This is a genomic window from Microbulbifer agarilyticus, from assembly GCF_019800665.1.
In the GTDB taxonomy this organism is placed as follows: Bacteria; Pseudomonadota; Gammaproteobacteria; order Pseudomonadales; family Cellvibrionaceae; genus Microbulbifer; species Microbulbifer agarilyticus_C.
Genome location: NZ_JAHVKO010000004.1, coordinates 249,034 through 272,786 on the forward strand (window position 1 = coordinate 249,034; position 23,753 = coordinate 272,786).

At 58.0% G+C, this 23,753-nt stretch carries 20 protein-coding genes; 19 read left to right on the top strand and 1 reads right to left on the bottom strand.

The window, feature by feature from the left end; translation table 11 throughout:
* The first annotated feature begins 68 nt into the window (after positions 1 to 68).
* The 13 genes from KUV22_RS10465 (at position 69) to KUV22_RS10525 (ending at position 12,123) form a co-directional block, all read left to right on the top strand.
* Positions 69 to 887: a ParA family protein gene (locus tag KUV22_RS10465; protein ID WP_222230892.1), complete on the top strand. Its 819-nt coding sequence runs from the start codon at positions 69 to 71 to the stop codon at positions 885 to 887.
* 18 nt (positions 888 to 905) lie between these two features.
* Positions 906 to 1,814, top strand: coding sequence for a ParB/RepB/Spo0J family partition protein (locus KUV22_RS10470; protein ID WP_010131060.1), 909 nt, complete (start codon positions 906 to 908; stop codon positions 1,812 to 1,814).
* Between the two features lie 161 nt (positions 1,815 to 1,975).
* Complete coding sequence (locus KUV22_RS10475; RefSeq protein ID WP_315857535.1) at positions 1,976 to 2,497, top strand: ATP synthase subunit I; 522 nt, start codon at positions 1,976 to 1,978, stop codon at positions 2,495 to 2,497.
* A 117-nt stretch (positions 2,498 to 2,614) separates the two neighbouring features.
* Positions 2,615 to 3,556: a F0F1 ATP synthase subunit A gene (gene atpB, locus KUV22_RS10480; protein WP_222230893.1), complete on the top strand. Its 942-nt coding sequence runs from the start codon at positions 2,615 to 2,617 to the stop codon at positions 3,554 to 3,556.
* Positions 3,557 to 3,648: 92 nt separating this feature from the next.
* Positions 3,649 to 3,897 carry a F0F1 ATP synthase subunit C gene (gene atpE, locus KUV22_RS10485; RefSeq protein ID WP_010131056.1) on the top strand — a complete coding sequence of 83 codons (249 nt, stop codon included), beginning with the start codon at positions 3,649 to 3,651 and terminating at the stop codon, positions 3,895 to 3,897.
* 54 nt (positions 3,898 to 3,951) lie between these two features.
* Positions 3,952 to 4,422, top strand: coding sequence for a F0F1 ATP synthase subunit B (locus KUV22_RS10490; RefSeq protein WP_010131055.1), 471 nt, complete (start codon positions 3,952 to 3,954; stop codon positions 4,420 to 4,422).
* Between the two features lie 11 nt (positions 4,423 to 4,433).
* Positions 4,434 to 4,967, top strand: a complete 534-nt coding sequence (locus tag KUV22_RS10495; protein WP_222230894.1) for a F0F1 ATP synthase subunit delta — start codon at positions 4,434 to 4,436, stop codon at positions 4,965 to 4,967.
* Between the two features lie 47 nt (positions 4,968 to 5,014).
* Positions 5,015 to 6,559, top strand: coding sequence for a F0F1 ATP synthase subunit alpha (atpA, locus tag KUV22_RS10500; RefSeq protein ID WP_222230897.1), 1,545 nt, complete (start codon positions 5,015 to 5,017; stop codon positions 6,557 to 6,559).
* Between the two features lie 65 nt (positions 6,560 to 6,624).
* Positions 6,625 to 7,485, top strand: a complete 861-nt coding sequence (gene atpG / locus KUV22_RS10505) for a F0F1 ATP synthase subunit gamma (RefSeq protein ID WP_222230900.1) — start codon at positions 6,625 to 6,627, stop codon at positions 7,483 to 7,485.
* A gap of 38 nt (positions 7,486 to 7,523) precedes the next feature.
* Positions 7,524 to 8,921, top strand: coding sequence for a F0F1 ATP synthase subunit beta (gene atpD / locus KUV22_RS10510; RefSeq protein ID WP_010131051.1), 1,398 nt, complete (start codon positions 7,524 to 7,526; stop codon positions 8,919 to 8,921).
* 67 nt (positions 8,922 to 8,988) lie between these two features.
* Positions 8,989 to 9,408, top strand: coding sequence for a F0F1 ATP synthase subunit epsilon (locus KUV22_RS10515; protein ID WP_010131050.1), 420 nt, complete (start codon positions 8,989 to 8,991; stop codon positions 9,406 to 9,408).
* Positions 9,409 to 9,533: 125 nt separating this feature from the next.
* Positions 9,534 to 10,577, top strand: coding sequence for a patatin-like phospholipase family protein (locus KUV22_RS10520; RefSeq protein WP_222230901.1), 1,044 nt, complete (start codon positions 9,534 to 9,536; stop codon positions 10,575 to 10,577).
* A 73-nt stretch (positions 10,578 to 10,650) separates the two neighbouring features.
* Positions 10,651 to 12,123, top strand: coding sequence for a tetratricopeptide repeat protein (locus KUV22_RS10525; RefSeq protein ID WP_222230904.1), 1,473 nt, complete (start codon positions 10,651 to 10,653; stop codon positions 12,121 to 12,123).
* Positions 12,124 to 12,193: 70 nt separating this feature from the next.
* Here the strand turns inward: KUV22_RS10525 and KUV22_RS10530 are convergent, their stop codons facing one another.
* Positions 12,194 to 15,520, bottom strand: a complete 3,327-nt coding sequence (locus KUV22_RS10530) for an amidohydrolase family protein (protein WP_222230906.1) — start codon at positions 15,518 to 15,520, stop codon at positions 12,194 to 12,196.
* A gap of 344 nt (positions 15,521 to 15,864) precedes the next feature.
* Here KUV22_RS10530 and glmU point away from each other — a divergent pair, with 344 nt between their 5' ends.
* The 6 genes from glmU (at position 15,865) to glmS (ending at position 23,707) form a co-directional block, all read left to right on the top strand.
* Positions 15,865 to 17,226, top strand: a complete 1,362-nt coding sequence (gene glmU / locus KUV22_RS10535) for a bifunctional UDP-N-acetylglucosamine diphosphorylase/glucosamine-1-phosphate N-acetyltransferase GlmU (RefSeq protein ID WP_222230908.1) — start codon at positions 15,865 to 15,867, stop codon at positions 17,224 to 17,226.
* A 420-nt stretch (positions 17,227 to 17,646) separates the two neighbouring features.
* Positions 17,647 to 18,756, top strand: a complete 1,110-nt coding sequence (gene pdhA / locus KUV22_RS10540) for a pyruvate dehydrogenase (acetyl-transferring) E1 component subunit alpha (RefSeq protein ID WP_222230910.1) — start codon at positions 17,647 to 17,649, stop codon at positions 18,754 to 18,756.
* A complete protein-coding gene (locus tag KUV22_RS10545) occupies positions 18,757 to 19,809 on the top strand; it encodes an alpha-ketoacid dehydrogenase subunit beta (protein ID WP_222230912.1) in 1,053 nt (350 codons plus the stop codon). It abuts the gene before it with no gap.
* Positions 19,806 to 21,008, top strand: a complete 1,203-nt coding sequence (locus KUV22_RS10550; protein ID WP_222230913.1) for a dihydrolipoamide acetyltransferase family protein — start codon at positions 19,806 to 19,808, stop codon at positions 21,006 to 21,008. Before KUV22_RS10545 ends, KUV22_RS10550 begins: the two co-directional genes overlap by 4 nt.
* 72 nt (positions 21,009 to 21,080) lie before the next feature.
* Positions 21,081 to 21,842, top strand: a complete 762-nt coding sequence (locus KUV22_RS10555; protein ID WP_222230914.1) for a DeoR/GlpR family DNA-binding transcription regulator — start codon at positions 21,081 to 21,083, stop codon at positions 21,840 to 21,842.
* A 35-nt stretch (positions 21,843 to 21,877) separates the two neighbouring features.
* The gene (gene glmS / locus KUV22_RS10560; protein ID WP_222230916.1) at positions 21,878 to 23,707 is read left to right on the top strand and encodes a glutamine--fructose-6-phosphate transaminase (isomerizing); all 1,830 of its coding nucleotides are present in this window, start codon (positions 21,878 to 21,880) and stop codon (positions 23,705 to 23,707) included.
* The last annotated feature ends 46 nt before the right edge of the window (positions 23,708 to 23,753 follow it).

Consider the following 23,753-nt stretch of genomic DNA (forward strand, 5'->3'; position numbering starts at 1 on the left):
AAACCGGCCTAGCGGCGAGCCCGGGACGCAAGAGGAACTGCGTCAACGGGACCAACAGGACCAGAACCTTGAGCAAAATTTTTGCGGTAGCTAACCAGAAGGGCGGAGTCGGCAAGACCACAACCTGCGTTAACCTGTCCGCGTCACTTGTTGCCAACAAGCGACGCGTATTGCTGATTGACCTGGACCCCCAGGGCAACGCCACTATGGGCAGCGGCATCGACAAGAGCGAGTTGCAGCTGTCGAGCTACGACGTGCTGGCCAGCCTGCTGCCGCCGCGCAAGGCGATCGTGACAACCGCCAGTGGTTACGACCTGATGCCGGCGAACATAGACCTGTCCGCGGCGGAAGTGGAATTGCTGGAGATGGATGGCCGCGAATCCCGCCTGCGCCAGGCGCTCGTGCAGGTCGCTGATGATTACGACTACATCATCATCGATTGTCCGCCGTCGCTGAACATGCTCACCGTAAACGCTCTATGTGCCGCCGGCGGTGTATTGATCCCGATGCAGTGCGAATACTACGCGCTGGAAGGGCTGTCCTCACTGATCGACACCATTACCCAGGTCCAGCAGGCCGCCAACCCGAGCCTGAAGATCGAAGGTATCCTGCGCACCATGTACGACCCGCGTAACAGCCTGACCAGTGATGTGTCCGAGCAGTTGAGTGAGTATTTCGGTGAGCGCCTGTACCGCACCTGCATTCCGCGCAATGTGCGTCTCGCAGAAGCGCCGAGTTTTGGCAAGCCCGCGCTCGACTATGACCGCAGCTCCAAAGGTGCCATCGCCTACCTCGCCCTCGCCGGTGAGATTACCCGCCGCGACACCGCGGCAAACCAGAATAGCAACCAGAACAGTGGACCACGCCCGGTAGCGGAAGCGGTTTAAGACTGAGGTAACAAACCTATGGCCGCGAAACGCAAGGGCCTCGGGAAAGGGCTTTCCCATCTGATCAGCAACAATGCCAGCGAAGCCATCGCCGTGGCCACTGGCGAGCGCAACGGCGATGTCGCCGAGCGTGTGGATGGCGAGCTCAAAGAGTTACCCATTGAATTCCTACAGCGCGGCCGCTACCAGCCGCGCCGCGACTTCCCGCAGGAGTCCCTGCAAGAACTGGCCGACTCCATCCGCGCCCAGGGCATTATGCAGCCCATCGTGGTACGCCCTGTCGGTGAGCGCAAATACGAGATCATCGCCGGTGAGCGCCGCTGGCGCGCGGCCCAGCTCGCCGAGTTGGATAAAGTTCCCGCCCTGGTTCGCGAAGTGGCCGACGAAGCCGCTATCGCTATGGCGCTGATCGAGAATATCCAGCGCGAAGACCTGAATCCGGTTGAAGAGGCGGTGGCCCTCAAGCGCCTGCAGGATGAATTCGAGCTCACCCAGCAGCAGGTGGCCGAGGCCGTGGGTAAATCCCGCACCGCGGTGACCAACCTGCTGCGCCTGTTGAGCCTCACCGACGAGGTGCGCACCTTCCTCGAGCGCGGCGATATCGAAACCGGTCACGCCAAGGCGCTGCTCGGCCTCGCCGGTGAAGACCAGAAAGCCACTGCCCGCCAGGTGGTCGACCGCGGTTTGACTGTGCGCCAGACCGAGGCGCTGGTACGCAACGTCCAGGCCCAGGCGGGCAAGCCGAAACCGAAGAAAGCCCCCGTGGACCCCAATATTCGCCGTCTGAGTGAAAAGCTGGCAGAAAAAATTGGTGTTCCGGTGTCGATCGATCACGGCGAAAAAGGTGCCGGCAAGCTGGTACTCAAGTACACCAGCCTGGATGAGCTGGACGGCATTTTGGCCCACCTGGGCTACAGCGAAGACTGAGTCTCTTACAGTCGTAATGCTCTGGAAACGTTACTATTGCAACGTTTCTGTAAAAAATGCGCCAAAACAGTGCGGTGTTTTGGCGCATGCTTCCCTGCCCGCTGGCACCTCTGCCGCCAAATAACTCCTCGATTTGTAAGTACTTACTATCACCGAAATAGGTGGTAAACGACCGCGAAAGCCATACCATCTGGCGAGATTTGCTAGTTGAATCGACAGCCTCGTTCCTCCATAATTCGCACGCCCAATTTTTGGGCGGAAAAGAAAATTTGGCCGGCCTGTTCCCGCCTATGCGTAATCCCCCAGTTGTACAGATTTCGCTGATCCAGCTAGCGGTTGTTTTGCTGGCTGTAGTGGCGCTCGAATTCACGCTGGGACGTGTCATCGCCCTTTCCGCCCTGCTTGGCGGCGCCCTGTGTGTGGTGCCCAATCTGTATTTTGGTTTGCGTGCCTTTGAGCTGTTAGGGCCGAACCGCGGCAAGATTCGCGGAGCGCGCGCCAGCCAGCGCGCGGTGGGAAGCTTCTACCGCGCCGAAACCGGCAAGTTTGTAATGACCCTGGTGGGGTTTGCGCTGGTGTTTGCCAGCGTCAAAACGCTGAACCCCGCAGTGCTGTTTATCAGCTACGGCTTGTGCGTGATTTTGCAATGGATTCTCGTAGCCCGCCTGCATACCAAAGGTTAGCGGGGGGCGGGGAGCCTCGAAGAGTGACTGCGCTTTTGCTCAGGGCCGACAACCAAGGCCGCGCAGGTTCGGGGTTCCACGAAACAGATTTTTCATCTTAAAACGTGTTGAGGAACTATGGCTGCCGAACAAACCGCGACGGGTTATATCCAGCACCACCTGCAAAATCTTGCATACGGTAAACTTCCAGCGGGTTACACCCGTGCCGACGGAACCGTACTTTCCGAATCCACCTGGACGATTGCACACAGCAGTCAGGAAGCCGCCGATATGGGTTTCTGGGCCGTGCACCTGGACACTCTGGGTTGGTCCATTGGTCTTGGTCTGATTTTCTGCTTCCTGTTCGCCCGCGCGGCGAAAAAAGCGACTCCGGGCGTCCCTTCTGGTTTCCAGAGCTTCGTCGAAGTCATCGTCGACTTCATCGACAAAACCGTTAAAGACACCTTCCCGCACCGCAACAGCATGGTTGCACCGATGGCCCTGACCATCTTCGTGTGGGTATTCCTGATGAACCTGATGGATTTGATCCCGGTTGACTGGCTGCCGCTGGCGTTCGCCCACGGTACCTCTGCTCTCACCGGTGCCGATCCGCATCACGTCTACTTCAAGGTTGTTCCTACCACCGACCTGAACGCCACCCTGGGTATGGCGCTGGCGGTGTTCGCCCTGATGATTTTCTTCAGTGTGAAAGAAAAAGGCCTGATGGGCTTTGTGAAGGAACTGACTCTGCACCCCTTCCACTCCGGTAAGTGGTACGTAGATATCTTCCTGATCCCGTTCAACTTCCTGCTGGAAGCGGTTTCCCTGATCGCCAAGCCTGTCTCTCTCGGCCTGCGTCTGTTCGGTAACCTCTACGCGGGTGAGATGATTTTCATCCTGATCGCCATCGTATTCGGTGTTGGCGTTCTGGGCTTTATCGGCGCCAGCTTCCTGCAGATGGGCTGGGCGATTTTCCACATCCTGGTCATCACCCTGCAGGCCTTCGTATTCATGGTACTGACTACCGTGTACATGGCCATGGCGCACGACCGGGAAGAAGAGCACGCGCACGACCAGTAAGGTCGTGCCAGCTGTAAAGGATTTGTCGGTTTACTGACTTTTTTCACTCACTTTCAACTTCAACAACTCTTAACTTACTTTTGGAGAAAACAATGGAAGCATTAGGTCTGGTATACGTAGCTGCTGCACTGCTGATCGGTCTGGGCGCACTGGGTACTGCTATCGGTTTCGGCACCCTGGGTGGCAAACTGCTGGAAGGTTCTGCTCGTCAGCCGGAGCAGGCTCCTGCTCTGCAAGGCAAAATGTTCCTGATGGCTGGTCTGCTCGACGCCGTACCGATGATCGGTGTTGGTATCGCTATGTACCTGATTTTCGCGGTTGCTCCTGGTCTGGCTGGTTAATCCATCGTTCCAATTGCCCTTTAATCCACTTTTGAAAGAGCAAGAGGTGTCGGTGTGAATATCAACCTGACTCTGATCGGCCAGTCGATCACCTTTTTCGCCTTTGTATGGTTCTGCTGGAAATACGTCTGGCCGGCCCTGCTGGGTGTAATGCAAGAACGTGAGCAAAAAATTGCCACCGGTCTGCAAGAAGCCGAGCGCGCAGAAAAAGATCTTGAGCTGGCCCAGCGCAAAGCGGCCGAGCAACTGAAAGAAGCCAAAGCCCAAGCGGCCGAAATCATCGATGGTGCCAACAAGCGCGCCAACCAAATCGTTGATGAAGCCAAAGAGGCTGCACGCAGCGAAGGCGATCGCCTGAAAGCTGCCGCACAGGCGGAAATCGAACAGGAAGTAAACCGCGCGAAGGAACAACTTCGTACCCGTGTTGCTGCCCTGTCTGTTGCCGGCGCAGAAAAAATCCTCTCAATCAACATCGATGCCAAGGCACACGATGACATGATTGAGAAACTGGCAGCCGAGCTGTAAGCGAGGAACCCATGGCGGAACTCAGCACTCTGGCCCGGCCATACGCTAAAGCGGCATTTGCCCACGCCCAGGAAGCCTCCGACCTCAGCGGTTGGAGCGCGGCGTTGGTAACCGCAGCGGCGGTCAGCCAGAACGAAAAAATTGGCGAGCTGCTGGATAACCCGCAGTTGACCAGTGAAGTGCGCGCGGAAAAATTCCTGTCTGTATGTGGCGATTACGATGCCGCCATGCAGAACTTCATCAAGCTGCTGGCGGAAAACCACCGCCTGCCGCTGCTGCCGGAAATTTCCGAACTGTTCGAAGACCTGAAGGCCCAGGCAGAAGCCACTCTCGAAGTGGAAGTTATCTCTGCCCGCCCGCTCAGCGACGAACAGTCCCAGCGCCTCACCCAGGCACTCAGCAAGAAGTTTGCCCGCGAGGTGCACCTGCACAGCGCGGTCGACGAAAGTCTGCTGGGCGGCGCGATTATTCGCGCTGGTGACACGGTGATCGATGGCACCGTGCGCGGCCGACTGGCCAAACTCGCCGAGGCGATGAACTCCTAAATTACCTTCCCGGTGGGCAGCCCTGCCGGGGAATCGAGGAACAGAGCATGCAGCAACTGAATCCCTCTGAGATCAGTGAAATTATCAAGAGCCGCATCGACAATCTCGATGTGAGCACTGAAGCCCAGAATGAGGGCACAATTGTTTCCGTATCCGACGGTATCATCCGCATCCACGGCCTGGCCGACGTGATGTACGGTGAGATGATCGAGTTCGAAGGCGGTGTTACCGGTATGGCACTGAACCTGGAGCGCGACTCCGTTGGTGCCATCGTACTGGGCGACTACAAATCTCTGGCGGAAGGCCAGAAGTGTCGTTGTACTGGCCGCATCCTGGAAGCCCCGGTTGGTCCGGAGCTGCTGGGTCGTGTGGTTGACGCCCTGGGTAACCCGATCGACGGTAAAGGTCCGCTGAACAACAAGCTGACCGACGCTGTTGAGAAAGTAGCACCTGGCGTAATTGCCCGTCAGTCCGTTGATCAGCCGGTACAGACCGGTCTGAAAGCGGTAGACACCATGATCCCGATCGGTCGTGGCCAGCGTGAGCTGATCATTGGCGACCGTCAGATCGGTAAAACTGCGGTTGCGATCGATGCGATCATCAACCAGAAAGGCACCGGCATTAAGTGTATCTACGTTGCCGTAGGCCAGAAGCAGTCTTCTATTGCAAACGTTGTGCGCAAGCTCGAAGAGCACGGCGCAATGGACCACACCATCGTTGTTGCTGCCGGCGCCGCCGACCCAGCTGCGATGCAGTTCCTGGCTCCATACGTTGGCTGCACCATGGGTGAGTACTTCCGCGACCGCGGTGAAGACGCCCTGATCATTTACGATGACCTGACCAAGCAGGCTTGGGCCTACCGTCAGATCTCCCTGCTGCTGAAGCGTCCTCCGGGCCGTGAAGCATACCCGGGTGACGTTTTCTACTTGCACTCCCGTCTGCTGGAGCGCGCTGCTCGCGTAAACGCTGAGTACGTAGAGAAGTTCACCAACGGTGAAGTGAAAGGCAAAACCGGCTCCCTGACCGCACTGCCAATCATTGAAACCCAGGCGGGTGACGTTTCCGCGTTCGTACCGACCAACGTAATCTCCATTACCGACGGTCAGATCTTCCTGGAAACCGACCTGTTCAACTCCGGTGTACGTCCGGCGATCAACCCGGGTATCTCCGTATCCCGTGTTGGTGGTTCCGCACAGACCAAGGTGATCAAGAAGCTTTCCGGTGGTATCCGTACCGCACTGGCGCAGTACCGCGAACTCGCGGCCTTCTCCCAGTTCGCTTCTGACCTGGACGAAGCCACCAAGGCCCAGCTGGACCACGGTGAGCGCGTTACCGAACTGATGAAGCAGAAGCAGTACTCCCCGATGTCCATCGCGGACATGGCGGTATCTGTTTACGCTGCCGACAAAGGCTTCCTGAACGACGTAGAAGTCAACAAGGTGCTGGACTTTGAATCCGCCCTGCTCGCTTACATGAACAGCGAACACGCAGAGCTGATGGCAAAAGTGAACAGCACCGGTGACTACAACGGCGAAATCGACGCTGCCTTCAAGGCCGCTATCGAGAAATTCGTCGCTACCGGTAGCTGGTAATCCGCTTTCGCCCTGCACTCTCTGAGTACAGGGCGAAACAACGCGAGCGAACAAGGTAAAGCACTATGGCAGGCGGAAAAGAAGTACGCACAAAAATTGCCAGCATCAAGAGCACGCAGAAAATCACCTCGGCCATGGAAATGGTTGCGGCGAGCAAGATGCGTAAAGCTCAAGATCGCATGGCACTGGGGCGCCCTTACGCAAGCCGCATTCGCGCGGTGATTGGCCACATTGCCAACGCCAACGCGGAATACCAGCACATCTACCTGCAAGAGCGCGAAGTAAAGCGTGTGGGTTACATTCTGGTATCCACCGACCGCGGTCTCTGTGGTGGTCTGAACATCAACGTGTTCAAGGCAGCGATCCGTGATATGCACACCTGGGACAAACAGGGTGTAGGCGTAGACATCTGCGCGATCGGCAACAAGGCGGCCGGCTTTTTCAACAGCATCGGCGGCAACGTCGTAGCAGCAGTGCGCGACCTGGGCGACCAGCCTCAGGCCAAGCAACTGATCGGTTCTGTGAAAGTGATGCTCGATCGTTTCGCCAGTGGCGAGATCGACCGTCTCTTCCTGGTGTCCAACGAATTCGTGAACACCATGACCCAGAAGCCGCAGATCAACCAGCTGCTTCCGTTGAAGAAAGACGAAGATGAACAACTGCAGCACGAATGGGATTACCTGTACGAGCCAGAGCCTGTCGAGATTCTCGACGGACTGTTGTCTCGCTACATCGAGTCTCAGGTGTATCAGGCAGTAGTTGAAAACAAGGCCTGTGAACAGGCTGCACGTATGATTGCGATGAAGAGCGCCACCGATAACGCCGGTGAGCTGATCGACGCACTGCAGCTGGTTTACAACAAGGCGCGCCAGGCAGCGATTACCCAAGAGCTGTCTGAGATTGTTGGCGGCGCCGCAGCGGTCTAATTCGACCGCCGAAAGATTTGAACTTTGAGGATCGGGAAATGAGTAACGGGCAAATTGTGCAAGTTATCGGCGCGGTCATCGACGTGGAATTCCCGCGCGACGCCGTACCGAATGTATACGATGCACTTGTGGTTGAGGGTAAAGACCTCACCATGGAAGTGCAGCAGCAGCTGGGCGACGGCATTGTACGTGCTATCGCCATGGGTTCTTCCGAGGGTATCTCCCGCGGTCTGCCAGTAAAGAACACTGGCGCGCCGGTTTCTGTACCAGTAGGTACCGAGACCCTGGGTCGTATCATGGACGTACTGGGTAACCCAATTGACGAATGTGGCCCTATCGGTGAGAAAGAGCGTTCCTCTATCCACCGCGCTGCACCAACCTACGAAGAGCAGTCCAGCTCCACCGAATTGCTGGAAACCGGCATCAAGGTAATCGACCTGGTATGTCCGTTCGCCAAGGGTGGTAAAGTTGGTCTGTTCGGTGGTGCCGGTGTAGGTAAAACCGTAAACATGATGGAGCTCATCAACAACATCGCCACCGAGCACAGCGGTCTGTCCGTGTTCGCGGGTGTAGGTGAGCGTACTCGTGAAGGTAACGACTTCTACCACGAGATGCAGGAAGCTGGCGTTGTTAACGTCGAAGAGTTTGCCAAGTCCAAGGTAGCGATGGTTTACGGCCAGATGAATGAGCCGCCCGGCAACCGTCTGCGTGTAGCCCTGACCGGTCTGACCATGGCCGAGAAATTCCGTGACGAAGGTCGTGACGTACTGTTGTTCGTAGACAACATCTACCGTTACACCCTGGCCGGTACCGAAGTATCCGCACTGCTCGGCCGTATGCCGTCTGCGGTAGGTTACCAGCCGACTCTGGCGGAAGAGATGGGCGTTCTGCAGGAGCGTATTACCTCCACCAAGACTGGCTCCATCACCTCCATCCAGGCGGTATACGTACCGGCGGATGACTTGACCGACCCGTCTCCGGCGACCACCTTCGCCCACTTGGACTCCACCGTAGTACTGAGCCGTGACATCGCCGCCAAGGGTATCTACCCGGCTGTTGACCCGCTCGACTCCACTTCCCGTCAGCTGGATCCGCAGGTGATTGGTGAGGAGCACTACTCTGTAGCCCGTGGCGTACAGTCTGTACTGCAGCGCTACAAAGAGCTGAAGGACATCATCGCGATCCTGGGTATGGACGAACTGTCCGAGGAAGATAAGCAGATCGTAGCGCGCGCGCGTAAGATCGAACGCTTCCTGTCCCAGCCGTTCCACGTAGCGGAAGTATTTACCGGTGCACCGGGCAAATACGTTTCCCTGAAAGAAACCATCCGTGGTTTCCAGGGCATCCTGAACGGCGAATACGATGATATGCCAGAGCAGGCCTTCTACATGGTCGGCACCATCGACGAAGCCGTCGAGAAAGCCAACAAGAAGTAAGGCACGCGCGTGAGGCCCGGTTTTCGCCGGGCCTTACAAGGCAAACAGCTGAGAATGAGGTAGCCTTATGGCTATGACTGTACATTGCGACATTGTTAGCGCAGAGGAATCCCTCTTCTCGGGTCTGGTGAAGATGGTGATTGTCAGCGGCGTCGAAGGGGAGCTCGGTATCTCCTACGGTCACGCGCAGCTGCTCACCCACCTCAAGCCCGGCCCGGTACGCATCATCAAAGACAATGGTGATGAAGAGGTGCTGTTCCTGAGCGGCGGCTATGCCGAAATCCAGCCGAACATGGTAACCATCCTGGCCGACATCGCCGAGCGCGATATCGACGAAGATGCAGCCAAAAAGGCACGCGAAGAGGCGGAACACGCCCTGCGCAGCGCCCCGGCGGATATCGACTACGCCCGCGTTTCCGCGCAACTCGCCGAAGCCGAAGCCCGTCTGCGCACCCTGCAGGCGATCCGCAAGGCAGCCGGCAAGTAACGCGCATCTGCTTCCTACAGCAGGTCTGAAAAAGCAGCTTCGGCTGCTTTTTTTGTGCCTGTCATTTCAATCCCGGCCAAGCCGCGTCATTATTTATCCAGTTAAATACCGGAATTGGAATCCACATGGTAAATGGAACGAAAAACGGTGCCCCACGTATTGGCCTTGCCCTCGGCAGCGGTGCGGCAAAAGGCTTTGCTCATATAGGCGTGCTGCGCGCGCTGAAAGAAATGGGCATACGCCCGCACGTGATTGCCGGCACCTCCATGGGTGCATTTGTCGGTGCGGCCTATTCTGCCGGGCACCTGGATCGTCTCGAAGAGTGGGCGCGTCTGTTGGATAACTGGAAGGTGTTATCACTGCTCGACATCAACTGGACGCTGAGCGGCGGGGTCATCGGTGGTATCAAGCCATTTCGCACCTTTTTCGAAGAGGTGGAATACAAGCAGATCGAGGAGTTGCCGGTTCCGTTCACCGCCATCGCCACCGATCTGCACAGCGGACAAGAAATCTGGCTGCAACAGGGCAATCTTCAGGAAGCAGTAAGCGCGTCCTGTTCAATTCCGGGCCTGCTATCCGCCAAGGATCTCTCCGGTCGTTGGCTGGTGGATGGCGCCGTGTCCAACCCGGTACCGGTGGATGTGTGTCGCGCCATGGGTGCAACCACGGTGATCGCTGTCGACGTTACCGAAGATGCGGCGCCGTTAATGGACCGTGAGCATGGGGAAGTGCGCAGTGTTATTAGCGCCGCGTCGCCTGAGGCCGATGAGCTCCTGCTGGAGGCAGAAAGTGAAGAAATTGAGCAGCGTGAATCCGGTGGTGGCGAACAGGAGAGTAGCTTTACCGAGGGGTTATCGCGGCTGGTGGAACAGGGGCGCGAACAATTGAATCACTTTCGTGGCAGTCGCGAAGGCAAAGCGAGCCCGCCGGGCATGTTCGATACTATGCGGCGGGCCATGGAGATTCTGGAGCGCCGGCACAAGCGCACCCGCATGATGGGCGCGCCACCGGACGTGCTGATCAGGCCCAAGGTAGGCGAGATCGGCGGCAATGAATACGCCCGCGCCGGCGAAGCTATTGAACTCGGCGAACAAGAAGTTCTGCGCCTGCGCACTTGGATCGAGGACACGGTGCGCCAGGATTGTGAGCAAACTGTCGTCGGTTCTTAGGCTCATTGGCTGGATGACAGCAATTTCCGCGCTGGACTAACGTCCTGTCAAATGGGGTATGCAGAGGTAATAGATGTCTGTGACGAAATACTTGCGTATGAGCGCCCTGTTTACCTTGGTGCTGCTCAGCCCCTGCTTGTCTGCCGCCGAGTGGCATGAATACCAGTCGGAAAACTTCACCGTGTATTCCGACGTTTCCGAGCAGCGCGTCAACACGTTGATGCGCGATCTGGAGCGCTTCCGCCGCACCGCCCTCTCCTTTACCGGCCTTGAAGAGATTCCCGAAAACACAAAACTGCGGGTATTCCATTTCCGCAACTCCACCGAATTTCAGAAGTTCTCTGGCGATCAAAAAATTGCCGGGTTTTACCGGGAGACCTGGCATGGCCCGGTAATTTTCTCCCGCGACGGTGATCATGGGATTACCGGTTCCGGACTCATATTCCATGAGTATGTACACCACCTGATGCGCGAACACAGCACTATGACCTACCCGCGCTGGTACGCGGAAGGCTTCGCCGAACTGCTGGCGAGCGCGGAATTGCGCAAAAATACTGTGCTGGTGGGCGGCCTGCCGGAATGGCGACTGAGCGCGTGGGCCAAAGACGCACCGCTAACGATCGAACAGCTACTATCGCCACCATCACTCACGTCAGCAAATGGCCGTGACAACAGCCGCTACTGGAATAACTACTATGCCAGTGCCTGGTTGCTGACCCACTACCTGCAACTGGGCCACAATGCCGGCCACCCCGACTATCGCACCGCTACCGAAAATTACCTGCGCGCCGCTGCTGCAGGCGACGAGCCTGTTACCAGCTTTACCGAGTATTTCGGTAAGCCCATCGCCGATATACAGCGGGAAATGCTCTCCTATATGCGCGACGATATTCATCGTTACAGCCTGGATATACCGGAATATTCCTACTCCATCCCCCGTCGCGCGTTAAATAAAAACGAGCGCTTGTTCCTGCTGGCGAATCAGGCGCTCGATTTGCAAAAGTCCTTACTGGCGATGAATTACTTGCAACAAAGCGAAGAGCAGGGACTCGGCTGGCCCGAGAATCTGACTGCTATGGCGGTGATCGAGGCTGAGAAAGGCAACTTTAAATTTGGCGAGAAAATGCTGCAGGATGTCGGTGAATACGGCCTTGTCAGCCACCTCACCGCGGCAAACCTTGCGCGTTACTATTTGCTGCGCTTGCAAGCACTCAGCCAAACCCGCAAGTGGGATGAGGACGATTACGCCAAGGCGGCAAAGTACGGCAAGCTTGCTGTACAGGCCGGGCCCAACTACTTGCCCGGCTACCGCACGCTGTGGGTGGTGTATCAGCTAAAGGGCGAAAGCGAATCGGCGCTACAAATTATGCTGAGCGCCCATCACCAGCAGCCCAATCACCTGAACCTCAATGCGGCGATCGGGTTTTACCTGGCGCATCTGGGAGAAGCTGATCAGGCCCGGGAATATCTGGAGCGCGTTGTGGCTTGGAGCCACTCGCAAGACTTGCGTGCCAGAGCGCAGAAATTACTCGAGCGCAGCCATTAAAAAATTGGTCTCGCAAAAACAAAAAAGCCCGCGAGATTTCGCGGGCTTTTTTGTTATGGGTAATGGGAAATCAGTGCACCCAGTGATGGCGCTCCTGCTTCTCCTGGATCGCTTCCGCGGTCGGGGTCGGCATGGCGCTGACCGGCAGGCGCTCATGGAAGAACGCCAGACGCTGGTCGCCGTCGACTTCGTTCATGGTGGCTGCATCAAATACCTTGCCGTTGATCACGGTGTATTTGATGTTCTCGGACAGGCGCAGGTTTTCCAGCGGGTTGCCGTCTACCACGATGATGTCCGCCAGCTTGCCAGGCTCCAGACTGCCCAGATCCTTATCCATACCCAGATAGCGGGCGCCATCCATGGTGCCGGAACGAAGCGCTTCCCACGGGGTAAAGCCGCCCTGCTCCATCATCCACATTTCCCAGTGGGCACCGAGGCCCTCGCGCTGACCGTGGGCACCGATATGCACGGTAACGCCCTGGTCGCGCAGCTGCTTGGCGTGGCTGGCCACATTGAAGTGGTTGTAGTGGTGATCCGGCGCGCGCTCGCGACGGATAGAGCGCGGGTTGACGATAAAGTCCGGAGTGAAGCGCGTCAGGCGCTCGTTCTTCCAAACCTCGGTGTGATCGTACCAGTAGTATTCGCCGGTTAGGCCGCCGTAGGCCACCACGAAGGTGGGGGTATAACCTACCTGAGTCTGGCTCCACAGCTGCTGCACATCGGAATAAATATTGGCGATCGGCAGTGAGTGCTCAACACCGGTGTGACCGTCCACAATCATATTCATATTGTGCTGGTACTTACCGCCGCCTTCCGGCACCACCATGATGCCGTGTTTACGGCCTGCTTCCAGTACCTGCTGGCGCTGTTCGCGGCGCGGCTGGTTGTAGCTTTTCACGGAAATTGCGCCCATGTCCTTGAGACGCTCCACATGGAATTCCGCGTCTTCCAGGCTGTTGATCTTGGCTTTGTAGCCGGGGCCCTTGGCGCCGTAAAGGATGGTGCCGGTGGAGTAAATGCGCGGGCCGTTGATGATGCCGGCCTTCTGCATTTCCGCAGCGGAGAAGATCTCACTGCTGTCGTTGGAGGGGTCGTGAATGGTGGTCACGCCAAAGGCCAGGCTGGAATACAGGTTCCAATTCTGCTGCGGGATGATTTCCTCGCGTCCCTGAGCGCCGTGGGCGTGGGCATCGATCAGCCCCGGCAGTACGGTTTTGCCGGTTACATCGATACGCTGGGTGCCCACCGGGATTTCCACCTCACTGGTTGCGCCAACCGCCACAATACGATTGCCGCGGAACAGCACCACACCGTTTTCAATCACTTCCCGAGTCTGCTCGGAATCGCGCATGGTGACCACGGTGCCACCGGTGAGGGCCACCAGTTTGCCGCTGTTGGCAAACGGCTGCTCGAAGCTCAGGTCGGTCCCATCGCTAACGGGCTCAGGTAGCTGCTCCGGCGCACCGGCGACAAAGCCAAAGGCGTCTTTGAGTTCGCGCTCGTACAGTTTCGGGCCGTGGGCCCAACCCAGGGTGTTGCTGTCGGCGGACCAGTGCAGGTTCTCACCGGCGCGCTTGGATACCTGGGTTACCTTGACCGCACTGGCCTTGGGGCCGATGGATTCAGATTTGCCGGTGTGCATAAACGGGGCGGCAAATGCCTTGAAGTCCTGGGTAAACGCTACCCAGCGACCGTCCGGTGACAGGCGGAAGGAGGTGATTTCTGCGCCGTGCAGATGTTCACGCTCGTCCTTACCGTTGGTGTCGACACTCTTGAAGACACGCTTGCCACCGTTGCCGTAAATGTACTCGGAGAAGTAAATGCGCTCACCGTCGGCACCAAAGTGCGGCTCGTAACCGGACTTCGCGATACGGCGCTGCCAATCGCCATCGGCGTCGGCGAGGTAAATTCCCGGCTCGAGGGAGTATTCGGGGCTCAGCAGGTAGCCACCGGTAAAGCGGCGGAAGGTTACCTGTTCACCATCCGGGGAGAAGCTCGGCTCCACATACAGGCCGGGCTCCTGGGTGATGTTCCTGCCGCGGCCACTGCGCGCAGATACCACACGTACCTGGCCCAGTTTTTCGTCGTCCCAGGATACATAGGTGATTTGCTTGCCGTCGCGGGACCAGCTCGGATAGAACTCGAAGTGCTCATCCTGGCGGGTTAATCGGCGACGTTCACCACTTTTAACGTCCTGTACGTAAATTTTACCCAGTGCCTGGAAGGCGATCTGCTTGCCATCCGGAGACTTCTGCGCCCAGCGAATCATCTTTACGTTGAATGCATCCGGCGCCACATCGACCGGGAAGCGAACCGCATCGGCGACCTGCTTGTCGGTTTGGATGTGCGCGACGATTTCGCGTGCGCCGCTTTGCAGGCTGCTGCCGTCGGCGGCGATGCGCAGGAACTTGCCCTTGCTCCACACCACCAGGGATTTGCCGTCGGGCATCCAGTCGTACTGTACGTAGTTGCCGTGGGAGCCGAAGGTTTCCTGCAGGTCGCGCTCCAGCTCGGAGTAAAGTGGTGTCTCCAGACCGGTGCTCAGGTCTTTCACGAACAACGCGGTATTGAAGTCCTGACGGCGCACGAAGGCCAGTTTTTTGCCGTCCGGGGAGGGCATTGGGGCGATGGAGCCGCCGGGGCCGGAGACAAAGGTCTCGTCCTTGCCGTCATTCAGGTCATAGCGGTTGATGGCAAAGAGCTGCTTGGTGGAGTTCTTGTTGTACTCCCACACGGTGCCCGGGGTAGTGTCGATGGTGTAATAGATGTAGCGACCGTCCGGGGAGAACACCGCATCGGAAATGTTCTTCTGGGCGATATCGCCACCAAGACGCGCCTTGATCTGGCGGCCTTCACCACCGCCATAGTGGTACATCCAAATCTCACCGGCGGGGATACTGCGGCCACTCATAAAGCCTTTACGCGCAACCAGGTATTGGCCGTCCGGGCTGAAGCTCGGTGCGTGCACGAGGTTTTCACGTTCGGTGGTGAGCTGACGCAGGTTGTCGCCGGTGCGATCCATGATCCACACATTATCCGCACCGTCGCGGTCGCTCACGAAGACGATCGATTTGCCGTCCGGGCTGAAGCGCGGCTGGGTATTCCAGGCAATCTCATTGGTGATCGAGGTGGCCTTGCCGCCGTCGATGGGCATTTCATAGATGTCACCCAGCATATCGAACAGGATGGTTTTGCCGTCCGGGCTGATGTCCAGGTTGCTCCACGTGGTTTCGCGGGTGTCCAGCGGTATGGATTTGAACTCGTAGGGCGGTTTGTTCACGTCCCACTTGTCCGCTTCCTTCTTCGCCTCTTCCGCGGCCGCGGCCAGTGGCAGGGTCAGGGCGAGACTGGCACCGCCGATCAGGCGTGCCAGCTGGCTGACTTTGGTTTTTATCATCTCGAGCTCCCGGTTTACTGGAGTTGTCTTGAACAGCGCAACCTACGAGTTTGGGCCGCACTAGAGAAATCTGTATTCAGGAAAAACTACCGAAACGTCGGTAAAAAACAATGAATAGACGCCGAACGGAATAAAAGTCGGTATATTCAAAGCTGGCGAGATTTTCGTCTGCACAAGCCGTTTGCCGCACACCAAGGCACCGTTGGCAACATGCTGCATCGGAGTGCTTGCGGTCGTGGACTTGAGCCGTAACAATCCGCCTCCAGCAAAAATGATTGGTATCTATCTATAAAGAGGGGTGTCCAATCACACTTTCTCCTGTTGTTAATTCTCCAAGGATTCTCATGGCTATCGACGTTGTCATCCTCGCCGCGGGTAAAGGCACCCGCATGCGCTCCAATCTTCCCAAGGTTCTGCATCCCATTGGTGGCGTGCCGATGCTGGAGCGGGTGATCAATGCGGCCAAGGGGCTCGGTGACGTAAGTATTACCGTGGTTATCGGTCACGGTGCGGACCTCGTGCGCGAGCGCTGTGCCGATAGCGGTGTGCAATTTGTCGAGCAGACCGAACAGCTGGGTACCGGCCACGCCGTTGCCCAGGCAATTCCGAATTTTCGCAAGGGCGCCACAGTACTGGTGCTCTACGGCGATGTGCCACTGGTAAAAACCGCGACACTGCAAAGCTTGCTCGAGGCTTCTGCCTCGGGCCCTGCGTTGTTGTCGGTGGTGATGGATGACCCGAGTGGCTACGGGCGCATCGTACGCGATGAGTCCGGCGCGGTGCAGGCGATTGTCGAGCAGAAAGATGCTGACGCCGACACCCTCAAAATTACCGAAATCAACACCGGTATTCTTGCGGCGCCGGCTGACCTGCTGGCTCAGTGGCTACCGGAGCTCTCCAACAATAATGCCCAGGGTGAGTACTACCTAACCGACGTGATCGCGCGCTCCGTGAGTGAGAATATCGCCGTCACTGGTGTTATCGCCGATGACCCCAACGAGGTCGCCGGTGTAAACAGCCGTGCCCAGCAGGCGGAACTGGAGCGTGCACTGCAGGCAGAAAATGCCGAAGACCTGATGGCCGCCGGCGTCACCCTGCTCGATCCTGCGCGTCTCGATGTACGCGGAACCCTTGCCTGCGGCGCAGACGTTTCCATCGACATCAACTGCGTGTTCGAAGGTGACGTCACTCTCGGTGATGGTGTAAAGATTGGCCCCAACTGTCTGCTGAAAAACTGCCAGTTGGCCGCGGGTACGGTGCTGGAGGCCAATTCGATTATTGAAGATGCAAGCGTCGGCGAAGCCTGCACCATTGGTCCCTTCGCGCGCCTACGCCCGGGGACCGAGCTGGCCAACGGGGCAAAAGTCGGCAATTTCGTCGAAACCAAAAAAGCTAAAATCGGCCTGGGTAGCAAGGTCAATCACCTTTCCTATGTCGGTGATGCGGAAGTGGGAGAAGGCGTGAATATCGGCGCCGGTACCATCACTTGTAATTACGACGGCGTGAACAAATCCAAAACCATTATTGGCGATGGCGCCTTTATCGGTTCTAACTCGGCGCTGGTGGCGCCGGTAACCATCGGTTCTGGTGCAACCATCGGCGCTGGCTCAACAATTACCCGTGAAGTGAGTGCTGACGAACTGGCTGTTGCCCGTGGTAAGCAGCGAAATATTGGTGGCTGGCAGCGGCCTACCAAGAAGTCCTGAGCTCGATACTTCAGGTGCTTTTAAGCTATTAGGGTGGCGGTGGAGCACCGGGTGCAGATTTTCAGGACCGCTGCGAGTACATCCATGTACGCTGCGTCGCAAACATCCCTGTTTGCGACGCTCCTGAAAATCTGCACCCGGTACTCGACCTTCAGTCGAATCCAATTCACTTCGTAAGAACTTTCCTGCTCCACTAACGAAGTAGATGGGGTCAAGAGAAGGCAAAGTGCCGGGGATTATTTTTCGAAAGCGTCGGCGACAGGACGTCGCCGACGCAGCGCCCAGGGATGGGTTTACTGGGGGGCGCCCAGCTCGGTTTCGAAAAATAATCCCCGGTGATTTGCCGCCACCGAACCGCGAAAAATCGAACCCGGTTACCTCCAACTACACTACAAGCATCGGAATCCAGGGACCGCGCCGATGCACAAACCCCGCCTGCAGTTGCAAGCTTCCTTTGATATTGCCCATCTCCAGTATCTGGACAATCAGGGCAAGGCAATACAGTCGCTACCTGAATTTGCCACGCCGGACTGGCTTACCCATTGCTATCGGCAAATGCAGTTGGCCAGGCTGGTGGATGATCGCGCGGTAAAACTGCAGCGCACCGGCCGCCTCGGCACCTACCCTTCCACCCTCGGTCAGGAAGCCATCGGCATCGCCACTGGCAATGCCCTGGCCGCCGATGATGTCTATTGCCCCTACTACCGCGAAACCGGCGCGCTACTGGAGCGCGGCGTTACCATCGAAGAAATTCTTGCCATCTGGGGGGGGGATGAGCGCGGGCAGAACTTCCAGCACTCTCCCAGCGACCTGCCGATCTGTATTCCTATTGCTACCCAAATGCTGCACGCAGTGGGCGCCGCCTTTGCCTTGAAACAGCGGCATCAACAGGAAGGTGTGCCGTTGCAGGCAGCCGTCGCCAGCAGTGGCGAGGGCGCGACTTCTAAGGGCGACTTTTACGAAGCGATGAATCTCGCCGGGGTGTGGAAGCTGCCGGTGGTGTTTGTGGTGAACAATAACCAGTGGGCCATCTCGGTGCCGCGCCACGGCCAGACCGCGACCCAGACGATTGCACAAAAAGCCGTCGCTGCCGGGATCCCCGCGCTGCAGGTGGATGGCAACGATGTGGTAGCGGTGGCCTGGGCGGTGCAAGATGCGCTGCAACGAGCGCGCAATGGCGATGGGCCCGCGCTGATCGAGGCGATTTCCTATCGTCTGTGCGATCACACTACCGCGGACGACGCCAGCCGCTATCGCAGTGCCGAAGCTCTGCAGCAAGCCTGGCAGTGGGAGCCGATCAAGCGCCTGGATCGCTACTTGCGTGAACAGGGTTTGTGGAGCGACGCCAAACAGCAGGACCTGGATCGGGAGTTGGCCACGACCATGGAGATGGCGCTGGGCAACTGGCAAACGCGGACGCCTGAGCCGGTCACCGCCATCTTCGATCACCTGTATGCACAGTTACCTGAGGGTTTGTATGAACAGTACGACCAGTTGCGCGATGAACAGCAACAGGGGGCCGGTGCATAAATGGGGGATCAGCAAAACACGATAACGCTGGTGGAAGCGGTAACCCAGGCGCTGGCATTCGAGCTGAAAAACAACCCCGAAGTTGTGGTGTTTGGGCAAGATGTTGGGGCGAACGGCGGCGTATTTCGGGCAACCGAGGGCTTACAGGAGCGTTTCGGTGCGGCGCGCGTACTCGACACACCACTTGCGGAAACCATGATCGCCGGCGTCGCCGTGGGCATGGCCACGCAAGGGCTGCGCCCGGTCGCCGAATTCCAGTTTATGGGATTTATCTATCCTGGCCTCGACCACATCCTCAGCCATGCCACGCGCATGCGCAACCGCACCCGCGGCCGGCTCAGTTGTCCCGTCGTGTACCGCGCGCCGTATGGCGGCGGCATTCACGCACCAGAACATCACAGTGAAAGCACCGAGGCAATCTTCGCGCACATTCCCGGTCTGCGCGTGGTGGTGCCCTCCTCGCCCGCGCGTGCCTACGGTCTGCTACTGGCGGCCATCCGCGATCCAGACCCGGTGCTGTTCCTGGAACCGAAGCGCATTTACCGCGCCGCCAAACAACCGGTACCCGATGACGGCGAAGCACTGCCGCTGGATCGCGCGTTTGTGCTGCGGGAAGGTTGTGACCTGACCCTCGTTGCCTGGGGTGCCAGCGTCAAAGAAACCCTCGAGGCGGCGGAGCAACTCTCCGCCAGCGGCATCGAGGCGGAAGTGATCGACCCCGCCACGCTCAAGCCGCTGGATATCCACACGATTATTGATTCCCTGGAGAAAACCCGGCGCTGCGTAGTGGTACATGAAGCCGCGCGTTTTGGTGGCCTCGGCGCCGAGATTGCCGCGCAGATTCAGGAGTACGCCTTCGATTTGCTGGAAGCGCCGGTACAGCGCGTTACCGGCTACGACACGGTAATGCCCTACTACCAGTTGGAAGGTGCCTACTTGCCTGGCGTCGAGCGCATACTCGCCGGGGCCCGCACCGCACTGGAGTATTCGCGCTGTGAGCCCGGTTCCTCTATAAGCGCCAATGCACTGAGTGGTGGAGAGGCGTTGCCATGAAGATCTTCAAGCTGCCTGATCTGGGCGAGGGCCTGCCAGATGCCACCATCCGCGAGTGGCTGGTCCAGGAAGGTGACAGCGTTGCCGCGGATCAGCCCCTGGTCACCGTGGAAACTGCCAAGGCCCTGGTAGAGGTGCCATCGCCATACGCTGGTGTGGTGGAAAAGTGCTTTGTCGCCGCGGGGCAAACTCTGAATACCGGTCAACCGCTTATCGGCTTCAAGCAGGGTGAAATAGCGCAAACGTCGGCGAAAATGCCCGATACCGGCACGGTTGTTGGCAAAATCGAAGCCGGCGGTCAGGCGCTGACACAGGAACATCACCCCGTATCCAACCGCCCACGCAGCGCCACGCCCGCGGTGCGAGCACTGGCCCGGCAATTGGGTGTGGATCTTTCCAGGCTTCACCCCGCGGGTTCCCGTTTTAGTGAAGCCGAAGTGCGCGCTGCCGCCACCGGCGCAACAATGTCTATGCGGCAGCAGAAGTCGATGCGGCAGGAGTCTATGCGGCAGGAGTCGATACGGGTGCAGGCGCCGTCGCAATCCGATGGTGTGCTGGTTGCGCCAACAATACCGTCCGCCTCTGCTGAACCTGCGCGCCGCGCCATGGCGATGGTGATGGCTCAGAGCCGCGACCAGATCTGCCCCATGACCCTGTGCGATGAGGTGGATATTTCGCGCTGGCCAAAAGGCACTAATGCGACCGTCCGTTTGCTTCGGGCAATGGTCGAAGCGGCGTCGGCTGAGCAGAACCTCAATGCGTACTTCATCAACGATACCTTGCAGCCGCAGGCCCCGATTAACGTGGGCCTGGCGGTGGATGCATCCAAAGGCCTGTATGTGCCGGTGCTAAAGGATGTCGCAGCACTTTCACCTCAGGATCTGCAGGCAGCGATCGCCCGTTTTAAACAGCAGGCGGAAGATGGCGGTATTCCGCAGCAAGACCTGCAGGGCGCCACCATCCACCTGTCGAACTTCGGCAGCCTCGCGGGCCGTTTCGCCACTCCGGTGGTGGTGCCGCCGCTGGTCTGCATTGTCGGGGCTGGCCGCGCACACAAGGCGGTGTTACCGCACAAAGGCAAGGCGCGGGTACGCAAGCTGTTGCCGCTCTCCATTACTGCAGACCACCGTGCGGTGACAGGTGGTGAGCTCGCGCGATTTTTACAGACTATGCGAGAGCAGTTGGAGACCGGGGAATAGACGGGAAAATCGCCTTGTGATTATAAGTTTCGTTTTGCTATCATTATCTTTCGAAACGAAAGATGTGAAACCATGTCGAAACGGAATACCCAGCAGAGGCGTCACCAGATACTAAGCCTGATCAACGAGGCCGGCGAAGCCAGTGTCGAAGAATTGGCGCGTCGGTTCGAAACATCGGAAGTTACGATCCGAAAGGATCTGGCGGCCATGGAAGACAGCGGCCTGCTGCTGCGTCGCCACGGTGGTGCCATCCCCCTGCCCCGGGAATTGATGACGGAAGACACGCTGTCGCAAACCAAACGCGCCATCGGTCGCGCCGCCGCAGAGCTGATCCGCGATCACAACCGCATTGTTATCGACTACGGCCGCACCACCACCGGCCTGATTCCGGAGCTTAACCACAAGCGCGGCCTGGTGGTGATGACCAACTCCCTGCACGTGGCCAATCAGCTGCGCGAGCTGGAAAACGAACCCACCCTGCTGATGACCGGCGGCACCTGGGATCCGCACTTCGAGGCTTTTCAGGGGCAGGTGGCCGAGCAGGTATTGCGTGGTTACGACTTTGATCAGGCCTTTATTGGCGCCGATGGTATCGACCTTGATCGGGGTACCTGCACTTTCAACGAACAGATCGGCCTGTCACGAGTGATGGCGGATGTCGCTCGCGAGGTGATTGTGATGGCGGAGTCCAGCAAGGTCGGGCGCCGTATCCCTAATCTGGAGTTGAGCTGGGAAATGTTCGGCACCCTGGTCACCGATAGCGGTATTGAAGACAAGGTTTGTGCGCAGCTCGAAAGCAGAGGGCTGCGGGTGATTTGCGCGGACGCCAAGTAGCGTTCGCACAGCAATAAATAATTGAGGTTAACAAGATGTGTGGAATCGTCGGTGCCCTGGGGCAACGCAACGTAACCGGTATCCTTCTCGAGGGCCTGCGCCGGTTGGAATACCGTGGCTATGACTCGGCCGGCGTGTGTCTGGTGAACGGCGACGGCAAATTACAGCTGCGCAAAACCCAGGGCAAGGTTGCCGATCTCGAATCTGCGCTGGATGAGAATCCCACTTCCGGTCAGCTCGGTATTGCGCACACCCGCTGGGCCACCCACGGCGTGCCCTCCGACAAAAATTCGCACCCGCATGTATCCGGTGACTTCGCCCTGGTGCACAACGGCATCATCGAAAACTACCAGGAGCTGCGCGAAGAATTGCTCGCAAAAGGCTACGAGTTCCAGTCGGAAACGGACACCGAGGTAGTGGTACACCTGATTCACTCTCTCGCCAGCGAGGGGCGCAACCTGCTTGAAGCGGTTTCTGATGCCACCAAAAGACTGCACGGCGCCTATGCCCTTGGGGTTGTATCTGCCAAGGAGCCCGAACACCTGGTGTGTGCGCGACTGGGTAGCCCACTGGTGATTGGCGTCGGTATCGAGGAAAACTTTATTGCTTCCGACCCCATGGCTTTGCAACAGGTGACCGACCGCTTTATTTTCCTCGAAGAAGGCGACCTGGCCGAGGTGACCCGCGACGCCATTGCGATCTGGGATAAAACCGGCGAAGAAGTCAGCCGCCCGGTAAACAAGTTGCAAGGTGGTCACGATGCCGCGGACAAGGGCCGCTATCGCCACTATATGCAGAAGGAAATTTTTGAGCAGCCCAAGGTGGTGGAAGCAACCATGGCCGGGCGCATCGGCGAGCACTCGGTGCTGTCGCAGGCACTGGGTACCGCCGCCAATGAAATTCTGCCAAAAGTAAAACAGGTACAGATTGTTGCCTGCGGCACCAGCTACCACGCCGGTTTGGTTGCCCGTTACTGGATTGAAGACTGGGCCGGGGTGCCCTGCTCCGTGGAAGTGGCCAGCGAAATTCGCTACCGCAAGACCGCGGTACGCCCCGGCACTTTATTTGTCACCATCTCCCAGTCGGGCGAGACTGCCGATACCCTGGCCGCCCTGCGCCAGGCCAAGGAGCTGGGTTATCTCGCCTCTATGACTATCTGCAACGTACCCAACAGTTCACTGGTGCGCGAGTCCGAGCTGCATCTGATGACCGAAGCGGGTCCGGAAATTGGTGTCGCCTCCACCAAGGCTTTCACCACGCAGTTGGTCGCGCTGCAAATTTTCTGCATCGCATTGGCCAAAGCCAATGGCATGGATGGCGACCGCGAAGCACAGCTGATCAGTGCCTTACACCAGTTGCCGAAACTGATGGAAAAATTCACCGGCCTGGACGCGCTGGTAGCGGCTACCAGTGAAGCCTTCGCGGAAAAAAATCATGCGTTGTTTCTGGGGCGCGGTGTGGAGTATCCGATCGCATTGGAAGGAGCACTCAAGCTCAAGGAAATTTCTTATATCCACGCCGAGGCCTATCCAGCCGGTGAACTCAAACACGGCCCGCTCGCCTTGGTCGATGCGGATATGCCGGTTATCGTCGTCGCGCCTAACGACGAGCTGCTGGAAAAGCTGAAATCCAATCTGCAGGAAGTGCGCGCGCGTGGCGGTGAGCTGTTTGTCTTTGCCAGCCCCGAGGCCGGATTCCACAGCGAGGAAGGACTCACCGTGGTAGAGGTGCCGGATGCACCGGAAAGTCTGCAGCCTATTCTGTATACCGTACCGCTGCAGCTATTGAGCTATCACGTAGCGTTGCTGAAAGGCACCGACGTGGATCAACCGCGCAATCTGGCGAAATCGGTGACCGTAGAATAGTTATTGTTTTTCAGGAGAGTGCTAGTGCTCTCAAATAAAAAAGCCC